The following is a 12,512-nucleotide window of genomic DNA, read 5'->3' on the forward strand; positions in this document are numbered from 1 at the left end:
CCCCTCAACAAGGCCCCATCCCTGTCGTGCGCGCCGGGAACACCGCGCGGTTTGAGCAGCCAGCGATGAAGGCCGAAGACGCAGGTGCGAAGAGAGAGGCCGTGAGTCCATGGCCGGGACGTCATGGGCGTGTCAGTCCGTCCCCGGCTGCCGCGTCATGCTACGGTGAGGGGCGCCGCTCGCGGGACTGTGATGCGATTTCCGAACCGAGCCTTTGTAGCTTGACTAGCTGATCGTGTCCGCCTTCCCCGAGCGGCGCTCCCTCCTTGAGGAAGGGTGAACCTCCGATGGACAGCGCGGGAGCACGTGCCGAGCAGGTCGCCCGTGAGGACCTGGTCATGTTCGTCAACGCGTGCTTCTCGTGCACCGGGCAGCGCGAGTTCTACAACGACGGGCGCGGGCAGGCGGTGTCCATCGAGTTCCTGCACGCCTACATCCTCGGCAACTACCGCCGCCTCTACACGCGCACGCTGGCCGCGGGCATCAACCACTTCAACCAGGCGCAGATCATCCTCAACCTGCTGGCGAGCGGAAAGCAGACCCCGTCCGCGGACCGGCACGAGGAGGGCGCGCTCATCGCGGCGGCGCTCCGGGCCCTGCCGCCCCAGCGGGCCTACCGGGTGCTGGACGTGCTGCGTGAGCGGCGCATCAACAACCGCCGCTCCCGCGCCATCGTGCGCGAGTTCCTCAAGGGGCGCGCGGACCTGCACTTCGACGCGGTGAAGTATCGCTCCAAGCTGCGCGCCGCCGTGGCGCACGGCCACCTCAAGCTGCCCGGAGAGCTCAACCCCTTTCTCTTCCACGGCTGGCGCAAGCGCGTGTTCCAGGCCCCCCTGCTGGAGACGTTCCGCAAGGCCCACTACGACGCATCCGCCCTCTTCGAGCTGCCCTACACCGTCGCCGAGGGGCTCGCCGCGAAGCACCAGCTCCCCCGGGACGTCTTCCTGCGGAAGATCGAGCCGCGCCTCACCGCCGCCGAGCGGCTGCGCTTGCAGGGCTCGGCCACGCGCGCCCAGGGGGCCATCGCCCTCGACCTGGGGCGCACGCCGCTCACCCGGCTGGCGCTCTACGTGCTCTCCCTTCCGCTGGAGGTGCGACAGGAGCGGCTGACGGAGCTGCACACGGCGCTCGAGCGAGCGGCGGTGAACAGCCTGCGCCGGGCCTCGGTGCCCCTGGGCCGGGTGGCGGCCGTGCTGGACAACAGCTACTCCGCCTCGGGCTCAAGCGAGAAGCGCCGCCGGCCCCTCGGCGTGGCGCTCGCGGCGCACTACCTGCTGGCCGCCACGGCGCGCGAATACCGCGCCTTCTGGATGCACCCTCCCGAGCACCCCCTGCTCTCACGCGCCCGGGGCCAGACGGACCTCGCCACCCCGCTGCTGGACGCGCTGGACTGGATGCCGGAGCTGGTGGTCGTCGTGTCGGATGGCTACGACAACGATCCCCCCAACGCCGTGGCCGAGGTCACCCGCGTGTTCCGCACGAAGCTGGACCCCGCCCGCCGCACGACCATCATCCACGCCAACCCCGTGTTCGCCTCGGAGCTCTACGCGCCCCGAGGGATCGGGACGCACGTGCCCACCGTGGGCGTGCGGGACGCGGAGGACCTGCCCACGGTGCTCGGCTTCGCGCGCTTCGCCGAGGGGGCCTCTCCCCTGGCGGAACTCGAGGACTACCTGGCGGCGCGCGTGCGGCGGATGCTCGAGCACGCGCCCCGAGGCCCCGCAGGGAACGAGACCCCGAGGGCCCTGGCCGAGCTCCCGGAAGAGTCGCTCGACGAGGAGGTGGCATGAGGGAAGGCGGCAAGAGCGTGGTGCGGCGGCTGCCGCTCACGGGGCTGCGGCTCGCGCCCTCGCAGGTCTGGGGGAGCATCCGCCTGGTGCCCGTGCTGCGCGATGACATCCCCGGAGACCTGCGCATCACCCGCAGGAGCTACGACGGGGACGTGAGCGTCGTGTCGCTCCAGGGTGGGTTGATGGAGCCCGGGCTCCACTACACGTCCTACGTCCCCCATGGCCTGGTGGTGGACTGGGACGACAAGGGCGCGGCGGTGACGCCCGAGACCCGGCTGCGCAAGCCCGACGGTAAGGAGGGCAAGAGCCTCAAGCACGGGCCCTTCTCGACGCGGGTGCTGCACCGCATGGTGCACCGCGAGGACAAGAACCGGCTGCGGCTGCTGCCCATGCACCTGACGATGGAGGGCTTCCTCGCGCTGTACTTCGGCGGGCCGCAGGTGGCGTGGAACGAGTACTCCCAGGAGGCCCTCTCCCAGGGGCTCAACCCCCGGAGCGAGTGGGCCTCCTCGGGCTGGGCCAGCGCGGCCTTCGCGGAGGCGCTGCGCATCTTCGAGTTGCACGAGCGCCAGGTGGGCATGCTCATCTTCCAGGCGGACGCGCTGCTCTCCTGCGCCATCGTCTCGCACCCCGAGGACTACCGCTCCCTGCACCGGGCCCTGCTCGAGGACTTCTACGGGGATCTGCTCGTGCAGTACGGCTTCCTTGGAGACGTGCCCGTGCTGGGGCTGGGCGTGGAGGATGCGCGGGTGAACTCGATGAAGGACCTGCGGGCCGCCATCGAGCGCATGCGCGCGGACTGGGCGGACTTCATGGGCTTCATGGCCGAGGGCGTCATCGGCGCCGAGGTGGTCACCGCCCCCGTCTACGAGGCCGGTCCCTTCCACCTCCAGCGCTTCATCACGGGCCTGTCGCCCTCGGAGGAGAACCACATGGGCGAGGCCATCCTGCGCGGCGACGGCACGGTCGAGTACCTCAAGACCTACCGGCTCTCGGCGGCTCAGACGCGCCGGGCCTACCTGCTCAAGCAGCTCGCGCAGGGGGGCTGGAGCCTGGAGCGCACCGCCGAGCATCTCAAGACGACCCGGGACGAACTCATCGTCCGCCTGCGCAACGCGGGCTTCGGCTATCTGCTCAAGGAGCACGTCCTCAAGGCGGCGCAGGCCCGGCTCGCGCGGCGTTGAGCGCCACGCCCTGGGCAAAGGATGGGCCCTGCGGTGAATAACGTGAAGCTGCTCGACACCCAGGGCGCGCTGCTGCTCAGCCAGGAGGTGCCGCTGGCCCACACGACGGCGCCCTATTCCCGCCCGCCGTAAGCACGTTCGCGGAGCGGCTGCTGCACGCGCCCACGCGCAGCGACGTCGACGACGGGGGGCTGCCCACCGCGGACCTCATCGTCCCCCCTGCCACCCTCGGGACGCCCGGTCCGATTTGCTTGACCTCAAGAATCTTGACGTTAAGACATCTGCCATGAAGAGCGCCGCGCCGAAGAAGGGAGCTGCTGACGTCTCGGGCACGCACCTGTGGCTCGTGATGATGAAGGCGCATCGGACGCTCGAGCGCCTGGCCATCCACAGCATCGAATCATCCGAGGTGGGGCTCTCCGACTTCGCGGTCCTGGAGATGCTCCTCCACAAGGGAGCCCAGCCCGTCAACGAGATCGGCCGGCGGGTCGGACTCACCAGCGGGGCGATCACCACGGCCGTGGACCGGCTGGCGTCTCGCGGTCTGGTCGCGCGCGAGGCCCACCCGAGCGACAGGCGGGCGCGCATCGTCCGGCTGACGGCAGCGGGCGAAGCGCAGGCGGCCGAGGTCTTCTCCGCTCACAAGGCCGCGATGGACCTGGCCGCGAGCGGGCTCTCGAAGACCGAGCGCGCGACGCTCATCCAGTTGCTCAAGAAGCTCGGCATCTCCGCCGGAAACTCAGCACCTCGGCATTCGGAGGAAGAACATGTTGGCACGTCCGCTTCAGCACCCCGTCCGTGAGATCCTCTCCCGCACGAGCGGGCACCCCCACGGCCCCATCACCCGGCTGATGAGCCCCGGTGACCTCGGCGAGCTCATCAAGCCCTTCGTCTTCCTCGATCTCTTCGGCTTCGACGGCCGGTATGCGCCCACGCCCATGGACTTCGGGTGGCACCCGCACTCGGGCATCGCCACGGTGACGGTGATGCTCGAAGGCAGCGTCCGCTACGCCGAGACCACCGGGAAGGAAGGCATCCTGCCGGCCGGAAGCGTCGAGTGGATGCGCGCGGGCGGCGGAGTCTGGCACACCGGCGCTCCCGAGCTGGGGCGCGTCAGGGGATTCCAGCTCTGGGTCGCCCTGCCGCCAGAGCTCGAGAACGCAGCCAACGCCAGTCACTACGTGATGCCGAAGGACGTGCCCACCGAGGGTCCGGCCCGCGTCATTCTTGGAGCGTATGGCGGACTGCGGAGCCCCATCGCGGCGCCCCCGATGAACTACCTGTTGGTCAGCCTGAAGGCAGGCGAGCGTTGGACCTACCACCCTCCCCAGGGACACACGGTGGCCTGGGTTGCCGTGCACGAAGGCGTGCTGCGTGCACCCTCGCCCATCCCGAGCGGCGAGATCGCGATCTTCGAGCCCTCGGAGAGGTCCATCGACTTCGTCGCCGAGGGCGCCACGGTCTTCGTGCTCGGCTCCGCGGCGAAGCATCCGCACGACCTCGTCCTCGGGAACTACTCGGTGCACACCAGCGCCGGCGCCCTGCTCCAAGGGGAGGCGGAGATTCGCCGCATCGGCCATCAGCTCCGGGCGAACGGAACGCTGAGGCGCTGACCCCAGAGGCCGCGAGAGCCCCGCGCACGGGGATTCATCCACGCGGCGGAAGAGTCTCTGCCGGGCGGTGGGTATTCAGTCAGCAGACGCCGCCTCTTAAGTCTCTCCTCGACGCCCATACCAGGGCCGACGGCGGCACTTCGGCTCGCCGTAGCAACGAGGAAAGATCATGAACTCCCACCAGAAGGTCGCCATCATCACGGGAGCGTCGCAGGGCATCGGGGCCGGGCTCGTCGAGGCTTACCGGGGCCGCGGCTACCGCGTCGTCGCGACCTCCCGCTCCATCAAGCAGGGCAGCGACCCGGAAGTGCTCGCCGTCGCGGGCGACATCGGCGATGCGTCTACCGCCGAGCGCGTGGTCGAGGAGGCCATTGCGCGCTTCGGGCGCATCGACACGCTGGTCAACAACGCCGGCATCTTCATCGCCAGGCCGTTCACGGACTACACGGCCGACGACTTCACCGCGATGATCAAGACCAACCTCGGTGGCTTCTTCCACCTCACGCAGCGCGCCCTCGTGCAGATGGTGAAGCAGGGCTCCGGCCACATCGTCAGCATCACCACGCCCTTCGTGAACCAGGCCATCGCGGGCGTTCCGACGGGGCTCGCGAACCTCACCAAGGGCGGCATCAGCTCCGTGACCCGCGAGCTCGCGGTCGAGTTCGCCGGGAGGGGTATCCGCGTCAACGCCGTCGCCCCGGGCTTCATCAAGACCCCCATCCACGCGCCGGAGTCCCACGCGTTCCTCGCCACCTTGAACCCCGCGAAGCGCATGGGCGAGGTCAGCGACGTCACGGATGCGGTTCTTTATCTCGAGGGTGCCAGCTACGCGACGGGCGAGATTCTCTACGTCGACGGCGGCCAGAACGCCGGTCGCTAAGGGAGCCTGCCATGCCCATCGTCACCATCCAGGTCACCCGTGAGGGCTCCGGCCCCGGCCGGGACTCCGTCACGCCCGAGGAGAAGGCCCGCCTGATTGCAGGCACCAGCCAGCTCCTGCTCGACGTGCTGAACAAGCCCCTCGACTCGACCTACGTCGTCATCCAGGAGGTCGAGCCGGAGGACTGGGGCTGGGGCGGCTTGCCGGCGCTCGAGTTCCGCAAGCGGCGCGCCGCGGGCAAGTCGTGAATCCGCACGGAGACCGCCAAAGCCCCGGCGGTCTCCGTCCACTGTGCACCCGAGGGGGGCCCTGCCCGGGGTGCCGTTCCCGTCAGCCCTGGAAGGCCTGGGCCTGCACGGAGAGCCTCGAGAACTCGGCGCGCAGGCGTGGCACCGCGAAGTCCATGAAGGCGCGGACCTTGGGCACCGAGATGCGGCCCTGCGGAGTGAGGAGGTGCACGGGGAGGGCTGACGGCTCGGCGTTGCGCAGGAGGACCTTCAGCGAGCCATCCTGGACGCGCTCCGCCACATGGTACGTGTAGAGCCGGGTCACGCCGTGGCCGTCCACCGCGGACGCGAGTGCGGCCCGCACGCTGTTGACCACGAGCCGCGGCTTGAAGTGCACGGAGCGGGAGATGGCGCTCCCGGCGGCTGGCGGAAACACCCACGCATCGTGCCCGAAGTGCGTCGTGGTGATGATTCGGTGCTTGCCCAGGTCCGCCGGCTCGAGGATGGGCGGATGCCCGGCGAGGTAGCGCGGCGATGCCACGACGACCCGCTTCACGTCGCCCCCGACACGGACGGCGACGAGGGAGGAGTCGGGCAGCTCGGCGACGCGCAGCGCGACATCGATGCCTTCCTCGACGAGGCTGGCGTACCGGTCGAGCAGGACGATGTTCACCGAGACCTCGGGGTAGGCGTCCAGGTAGGCGTCGAGGATGGGCCGCAGGATCTCCTCGCCGCTGATGGGTGGCGCGCTGATCGTGAGCGTCCCCCGCGGAGCGACGCGCTCGCCCGCGGCGCTCAGCTCGGCCTCCTCGAGGTCCGCCAGGATGCGGCGGCACGCGGACGCATAGCGCTCACCTGCCTCGCTGAGCTTGAGCGTGCGGGTGGTGCGGTGCAGCAGCTCAGCGCCGATGCGTTGCTCCAGCAACGCGATTGCACGGCTCACGGCAGCCGGCGAGCGCGCGAGCAGGCGGCCTGCGCCCGCCAGGCTGCCCTCGTCGAGCGCCGCGACAAACACCTTCATCGCCTCGATGCGATCCATGTCCCCTCTTCCGCGGCGCAGGATGCCCCTCATCCGCGGGGGCCCCTGCAGCGAGCCGGGTGACGATGTACCGCAGGTCGCCCGGGCCCTCCACGCAAGGACACGTGTCCGTGCGGGTGAGCCGGCCAGGGCCGCATGTGCCCCCCGTGTGCCCCTCAAGCGGGGATGAGAACGGGACAAGACGGGGGCTTTCCCATCGCCTTGTCCGCGGGTTCGAATCCCGCTCCCGGCAACGCCATCACGCAACACCTTCCAGGATGGCTCAATGGCAGAGCACGCGGCAGTTCGCGGGGTTGAGGGCTCGGGTCTCTCTCCTGGAGCAATGAAGAAGGCCCTGTCCTGATCCGGCAGGGCCAGTCCTTCGGTGGTGACTGGCGCCATCCTCCTGGTGACTGCAGTCACCGGCCGGGCGCCTGACGCGAGTTCCCTGGAGCCACCCCTGCCCTGGGAAATCCACGGGTTGCGAGGCCCCTCCTGGGTGGCATGCGCGCTGCAATGAGGCAGCGCACAGGCTGGACAGACTCGCCGCGACGGTCCTCCGTCGCTGCCAAGAACCCGGTGATACCCATGATCGACGTCAAGGCCACGGCCCGCTCCCATTCCATGATGCGCCCGGGCGCTTCGCAGCTCTCTTCCGTCAACCCGAGGCAACTGCTCTCGGCGGGGCCCGTTCAGGACCTGGGGACTCAAGGTCTCCAGGGCACCCGGAGCATTCCCGCGCGGGGCTTCAGCCCGGTGGACGCGTTCGAGTCCGGTGTCATCAACAGGAGGCAGCCCACCGCCGCGCCCATGCTGGGAAATTCGCCAGACGCGATCACCTTCGCCCCCCGGGGGGCCCCCACGCAGCTCGAGGATCTTGCCCCGGCTCCGGAAGCCTCCGGTTCTGGCATCCCCAGCGCCAATGACAAGCGGCCGGCCGGGGACAAGCGGTCGGCGGCGCAGATTGTGAATGACACCCCCGTGCTGAAGAGCCTGGGCCGCCAGAAGGACATCAAGTTCGAGCAGTTGTGCAAGCAGACGGGCATCGACCCCAAGCTCGACCTGAAGGACTCGAAGCAGAACCCCGACGCCGTCTACCGGCTGGCCAAGGTGCTGGAGTTCATCGACAGCGCCAAGGCCTCCACGGGCGGGGATCGTTCGAACAAGGTCAAGGAGGGCCAGGGAGACGGCAACATCGAGGGCATCACCAAGAGTGGCGATGCGCGGCACGGCACCGAGGCCGGCATGGTCAAGGACTTCGCCGAGAAGGGGTACTCCTTCCTGGGTGAACACCAGCTGCCGACCACGAAGGACACCCACGTCAAGGCGGACGGGAGCAACAAGGACAACTTCCAGTGGGCCGCCGGCGAGGCGGGCAAGGCCCTGTGGTTCCTGCCGGGGGTCAGCAACGTCCTGACGGGGGTGGGCAACTCGGAGGGGGGCTTCAAGGGAGTCCTCGAAGGCGCCGCGACCGGTTACTTCAACACCTTGAAGGGAGCCGCGGAGGGAGTCATCGGGTCCATCACGAAGGGCCGCGCCAACCCGGCCTCCATGCTCTTCGGAGCCGCCATGGGCGCGCTGGGGAGCACCGAGGCCGCTCCGCAACCGGTGAAGGACATCGCCAACCTGTTCTGAGCCAGCGCGGTCCAAAGCAACGCGGCCCCGAAATGCGAAGCGCCGGCAGGTCCGCTACCGGCGCTTCGCGCTCACGTCTTTTGAAGAGCGCTCAGATCGTCTTCTTTCCCGGCAGGTCGAAGCGGTCGAGGTTCATCACCTTGGTCCATGCGGCGATGAAGTCCTGCACGAAATGCGCTTCGCCGTCCCCGGCCGCGTAGACCTCCGCCAGTGCGCGCAGCTGCGCGTTCGAGCCGAAGACGAGGTCGGCGATCGTCGCCGTCCAGCGCAGCTCGCCCGTGGCGCGGTCGCGACCCTCGAACACGTTCGGCGTCGTCTCCGAACGTTTCCACGCGGTGCGCATGTCGAGCAGGTTGACGAAGAAGTCGGGGCTCAGCGTGCCCGGGCGTTGGGTGAACACGCCGTGCGGCGTGTGGCCCACATTGGCGTCCAGCGCGCGCAGGCCGCCCACGAGCGCCGTCATCTCCGGCGCGGTGAGGGTGAGCAGGCTGGCGCGGTCAATGAGCGCGGCGGTGGTCGTCGGTTCGGCGCCAGCGCGGACGTAGTTGCGGAAGCCGTCGGCCGCCGGCTCAAGGACGAGGAAGGAGTCGATGTCCGTCTGGTCGGGTGACGCATCCATGCGGCCCGGGGTGAAGGGCACGGCGACCTTGTGACCGGCCTTGCCCGCGGCGGCTTCGACGGCCGCGACGCCGCCCAGCACGATGAGGTCGGCCAGCGACACCCGCTTGCCGTCACCCTGCGCGGCGTTGAACCGCTTCTGGATCGCTTCGAGCGTGGCGAGCACCTTCGCGAGCTCGGCGGGCTCGTTGGCCTCCCAGTCCTTCTGCGGCGAAAGACGGATGCGCGCACCATTCGCGCCGCCGCGCATGTCGCTACCTCGGAACGTCGACGCCGAGGCCCAGGCCGTCTTGACCAGTTGCTGGATCGAGAGTCCGGAGGCGAGCAGCTCGGCCTTGAGCGCGGCGATGTCCGCGTCGTTGACCAGCGCATGGTTGACGGCCGGGATCGGGTCCTGCCAGAGCAGGTCCTCCGCAGGCACCAGCGGGCCCAGGTAGCGCACCTTGGGGCCCATGTCGCGATGGGTCAGCTTGAACCAGGCGCGCGCGAAGGCGTCGGCGAACCTGGCCGGGTTGGCCATGAAGTCGCGCGAGATCCGCTCGTAGGCCGGATCGAAGCGCAGCGCGAGGTCGGCGGTGGTCATCATCGGCGCGTGGCGTTTGCCGGGCACGTGCGCGTCGGGCACGGTGCCGGCGCCGCTGGCGCCGACGGGCTTCCACTGCTGCGCGCCGGCCGGGCTCTTGGTCAGCTCCCAGTCGTAGCCGAACAGCGTCTCGAAGTAGCTCATGTCCCACTTCGTCGGCGTGGGCGTCCACGCGCCCTCCAGGCCGCTGGTGGTGGCATGCGCTCCAATGCCGCTCTCGTAGGCGTTCTTCCAGCCCAGTCCGAGCTCCTCGATGTTCGCGCCCTCCGGTTCGGCGCCCAGGTGGTGCGTCGGGCCAGCGCCGTGGCACTTGCCGAAGGTGTGGCCACCGGCGACGAGCGCGACGGTCTCCTCGTCGTTCATCGCCATGCGCGCGAACGTGTCGCGGATGTCGCGCGCGGAGGCGGCCGGATCAGGGCGGCCGTTCGGGCCTTCTGGATTGACGTAGATCAGGCCCATCTGCACGGCAGCCAGCGGATGCGCGAGCTCGCGCTCCCCGCTGTAGCGTTCGTCGCCCAGCCAGGTGGACTCCGGGCCCCAGTTGATGGACTGCGGCTCCCACACGTCCTCACGGCCGCCGCCAAAGCCGAACGTCTTGAAGCCCATGGACTCCAGCGACACGTTGCCCGCGAGGATCATGAGGTCGGCCCACGACAGCTTGCGGCCGTACTTCCGCTTGATGGGCCACAGCAGGCGGCGCGCCTTGTCGAGGTTGCCGTTGTCGGGCCAGCTGTTGAGCGGCGCGAAGCGCTGCTCGCCCGAGCGCGCGCCGCCGCGGCCGTCGAAGATGCGGTAGGTGCCCGCCGCGTGCCACGCCATGCGGATGAAGAACGGCCCATAGTGGCCGTAGTCGGCCGGCCACCAGTCCTGCGAGTCGGTCATCAGCGCGTGCAGGTCCTGGATCACCGCGTCGAGCGGGAGCGTCCGGAACTCCGCCGCGTAGTTGAAGTCCTCGACCATCGGGTCCGACAGCGAGCCATGCTGGTGCAGCATCGCGAGGTTGAGCTGGTCGGGCCACCACTGCGTGTTCGTGCGGACGTGGCGGGGGCCGTGCGCGACGGGGCACTTCGATTCGGAGTTCATGCGGGTCTCCTCAGCGTGTTGCGCCGTGCACGGGTCGCCCGTTTGCACGCAGCGGACGCCTTGTGTGCCAAAAACGTAGCCCCGCGTCGCGGTCACCGGAAACCGATTGTTCGGATGCGCCCGAGAGTCGTTTGCTATCGAACCCCCATTGCCAGAAGGAGTCTCCACCAGGGTCCGGAGTCTTGCCCCTCTCGGTCTCTGCGTCTGTCGAGTTCACGGACAACCACTTCGCGGACACGCTCTCGCTGGGCGTCTATCTGGGCGGCACGTCCGGGGCGGGGGCGACGTTCCTCTGGGAGCGCAACGCGTTCCGAGGGCTCGACTTCGGCCATGCCAACGCCTACCCGGACGCCACGGACCCGGGCGTCGTCTTTGGCAAGGCGGGCACCCTCACCTCTCCCCTGACGTTCAAGGACAACCAATGGGAGGGGGGGCGCAAGCTCATCGCGGGCCTGACGGGAGGCAGCGGGACGGTGGGTCCGGTGACGGCCACTGGCAATGTGAATGGCGCCGTGTCCGCGTTGACGTTCGTCGACCCGGGGCTTCCAGCAGGGTCGACCTCGCGGCAGTTGGAGCTGTGGGCGGACCGCGCCACCCTGGCGCCCGGCTCACCCGAGGTGATGTACGCGGCGGGGGCGCTGGTGATGCACGATGGGCAGTTGTACCGGGCGCGCGTCCTGAACATCAACAGGCCGCCCGCGCAGAATGCCGCCATCTGGGAGCCACTGTCCCCGCCGGTGGATGACCTGCGCACCGCGCCGGGAACCGCGTGGGCGGAGCGCGGCGTGGGCCTCCTGGACGTCGTGCGGTAGTCGCAGGGTGCGGGGGGGATGGTGGCGGAACATGTCGATCCGCCCATCGCTCGGCGGGGACACCTGACGGATGATGCGGCCATGGGACGGGCCTCGCATCGATATGGAAGGGCCGCGCTGGGGCTGCTGCTCCTCGCGGCCCCCGGCCGTGCCCAGGAGGCCGCGCCCCTCACCTCCTTCTCGCTGGAGCGCCTGGAGGTGAACCCGGGCCTGGGGGCGCTGACGCTCGGGAACGGCGAGCTGCTGGCCCCGGGGTCGCTGCGCGTGTCCCTGCTGGGGCACTACCAGCGGGCACCTCGGGTCGTCCACGTCGACGGACAGGACGCTTCCCTCCTCCGGTACCGGACCACCGGGCTGCTGGCGCTGGCGGTCGGCGTGCTGCCATGGCTCGAGTTGCAGGGGCAGCTCCCCGTCGTCGTGAGGCAGCGGGGCGACGACCTGACCACCTCTCAGGCAATCGCCTCGCCCTCACGCAGCGGACTGGGCGCGCCCCGGTTCGACGTCCGGCTGGGATTGCTGGGCAGGCTCTCACCAGAGGCGCTCCACCTGGCGCTGGACCTGGGCGTCCAGCTGCCCGTGGGTGCTTCGGGCGCGCTGGTGCGGGACAGCGGCTTCAGCGGCTGGGGACGGCTGCTCCTGGGCAAACAGCTGGGCCCGGTGTCCCCCGCGCTGGAGGCGGGGGTGCTCCTGCGCCCTTCCGTCTCGCCAGCTTCGAGCGCGGATGCGCGCGACAGCGTGGGCAGTGAGCTCCAAGTCGGCGCGGGGCTGACGGTGGGGCGGGCGCTGCGCGGGGAGGTCTCCGCTCGCGGCGCATACGCCTGGGAGCAGCAGCGCACGCGGGGCGAGGTGCAAGGCGGCCTGCGCTATGCGTTCGCGCGGTGGCTGGAGGGGTTCGCGCTGGGCGGAGTGGGCCTGGGCGACGCGCCGGGCACGCCGACCTTCCGGGTGCTCGCGGGCCTGGCCTTCTTCAACGGACCGGCCCCGCGACCTCCGCCGGAGAACATCGTCTACGAGCTGGTCACCGCCCTGCCCCGCGCTCCGGAGGAAGCGCCCATCGAGGCGCCACTCC

Annotated in this window: 10 protein-coding genes and 1 pseudogene; 9 read left to right on the forward strand and 2 right to left on the reverse strand. The window is 69.9% G+C overall.

Features of this window, described 5'->3' with window-relative positions:
- The first annotated feature begins 287 nt into the window (after positions 1-287).
- The 6 genes from D7X74_RS32110 to D7X74_RS32135 all read left to right on the forward strand — a co-directional run bounded on the left by D7X74_RS32110 (position 288) and on the right by D7X74_RS32135 (position 5,715).
- The gene (locus tag D7X74_RS32110) at positions 288-1,790 is read left to right on the forward strand and encodes a hypothetical protein (RefSeq protein ID WP_233595853.1); all 1,503 of its coding nucleotides are present in this window, start codon (positions 288-290) and stop codon (positions 1,788-1,790) included.
- The gene (locus D7X74_RS32115) at positions 1,787-2,974 is read left to right on the forward strand and encodes a hypothetical protein (protein WP_120536827.1); all 1,188 of its coding nucleotides are present in this window, start codon (positions 1,787-1,789) and stop codon (positions 2,972-2,974) included. The genes D7X74_RS32110 and D7X74_RS32115 overlap by 4 nt, the downstream gene beginning before the upstream one ends.
- A gap of 286 nt (positions 2,975-3,260) precedes the next feature.
- Positions 3,261-3,776 carry a MarR family winged helix-turn-helix transcriptional regulator gene (locus tag D7X74_RS32120; RefSeq protein ID WP_120536828.1) on the forward strand — a complete coding sequence of 172 codons (516 nt, stop codon included), beginning with the start codon at positions 3,261-3,263 and terminating at the stop codon, positions 3,774-3,776.
- A complete protein-coding gene (locus tag D7X74_RS32125) occupies positions 3,742-4,587 on the forward strand; it encodes a pirin family protein (protein WP_120536829.1) in 846 nt (281 codons plus the stop codon). Before D7X74_RS32120 ends, D7X74_RS32125 begins: the two co-directional genes overlap by 35 nt.
- A 169-nt stretch (positions 4,588-4,756) precedes the next feature.
- Positions 4,757-5,467, forward strand: a complete 711-nt coding sequence (locus tag D7X74_RS32130; RefSeq protein WP_120536830.1) for an SDR family NAD(P)-dependent oxidoreductase — start codon at positions 4,757-4,759, stop codon at positions 5,465-5,467.
- An 11-nt stretch (positions 5,468-5,478) separates the two neighbouring features.
- Complete coding sequence (locus D7X74_RS32135) at positions 5,479-5,715, forward strand: 4-oxalocrotonate tautomerase family protein (protein ID WP_120536831.1); 237 nt, start codon at positions 5,479-5,481, stop codon at positions 5,713-5,715.
- An 82-nt stretch (positions 5,716-5,797) separates the two neighbouring features.
- Here the strand turns inward: D7X74_RS32135 and D7X74_RS32140 are convergent, their stop codons facing one another.
- Entirely contained in the window at positions 5,798-6,733 is a 936-nt protein-coding gene (locus D7X74_RS32140) for a LysR family transcriptional regulator (RefSeq protein ID WP_120536832.1), read from the reverse strand.
- A gap of 567 nt (positions 6,734-7,300) precedes the next feature.
- On the opposite strand from D7X74_RS32140, the gene D7X74_RS32145 reads away from it, so the two are divergent.
- Positions 7,301-8,347, forward strand: coding sequence for a hypothetical protein (locus tag D7X74_RS32145; protein ID WP_120536833.1), 1,047 nt, complete (start codon positions 7,301-7,303; stop codon positions 8,345-8,347).
- 91 nt (positions 8,348-8,438) lie between these two features.
- On the opposite strand, the gene katG is transcribed toward D7X74_RS32145, so the two are convergent.
- Positions 8,439-10,631, reverse strand: a complete 2,193-nt coding sequence (gene katG / locus D7X74_RS32150; RefSeq protein WP_120536834.1) for a catalase/peroxidase HPI — start codon at positions 10,629-10,631, stop codon at positions 8,439-8,441.
- Positions 10,632-10,813: 182 nt separating this feature from the next.
- Between katG and D7X74_RS32155 the strand changes: the two genes are divergently transcribed.
- Positions 10,814-11,443: a hypothetical protein gene (locus tag D7X74_RS32155; RefSeq protein ID WP_199741940.1), complete on the forward strand. Its 630-nt coding sequence runs from the start codon at positions 10,814-10,816 to the stop codon at positions 11,441-11,443.
- Between the two features lie 18 nt (positions 11,444-11,461).
- A pseudogene (locus D7X74_RS32160) lies at positions 11,462-12,512 on the forward strand (OmpA family protein); the annotation flags it as partial.

It is taken from the genome of Corallococcus sp. CA047B (assembly GCF_003612065.1).
Taxonomy (GTDB): Bacteria; Myxococcota; Myxococcia; order Myxococcales; family Myxococcaceae; genus Corallococcus; species Corallococcus praedator.

Bases quoted from the DNA above. Each gene is read 5' to 3' on its own strand.
- D7X74_RS32130 (WP_120536830.1), top strand. From the start codon at position 4,757: ATGAACTCCCACCAGAAGGTCGCCATCATCACGGGAGCGTCGCAGGGC.
- D7X74_RS32110 (WP_233595853.1), top strand. From the start codon at position 288: ATGGACAGCGCGGGAGCACGTGCCGAGCAGGTCGCCCGTGAGGACCTG.
- D7X74_RS32120 (WP_120536828.1), top strand. From the start codon at position 3,261: ATGAAGAGCGCCGCGCCGAAGAAGGGAGCTGCTGACGTCTCGGGCACG.
- D7X74_RS32140 (WP_120536832.1), bottom strand. From the start codon at position 6,733: ATGGATCGCATCGAGGCGATGAAGGTGTTTGTCGCGGCGCTCGACGAG.
- D7X74_RS32135 (WP_120536831.1), top strand. From the start codon at position 5,479: ATGCCCATCGTCACCATCCAGGTCACCCGTGAGGGCTCCGGCCCCGGC.
- katG (WP_120536834.1), bottom strand. From the start codon at position 10,631: ATGAACTCCGAATCGAAGTGCCCCGTCGCGCACGGCCCCCGCCACGTC.
- D7X74_RS32145 (WP_120536833.1), top strand. From the start codon at position 7,301: ATGATCGACGTCAAGGCCACGGCCCGCTCCCATTCCATGATGCGCCCG.
- D7X74_RS32115 (WP_120536827.1), top strand. From the start codon at position 1,787: ATGAGGGAAGGCGGCAAGAGCGTGGTGCGGCGGCTGCCGCTCACGGGG.
- D7X74_RS32125 (WP_120536829.1), top strand. From the start codon at position 3,742: ATGTTGGCACGTCCGCTTCAGCACCCCGTCCGTGAGATCCTCTCCCGC.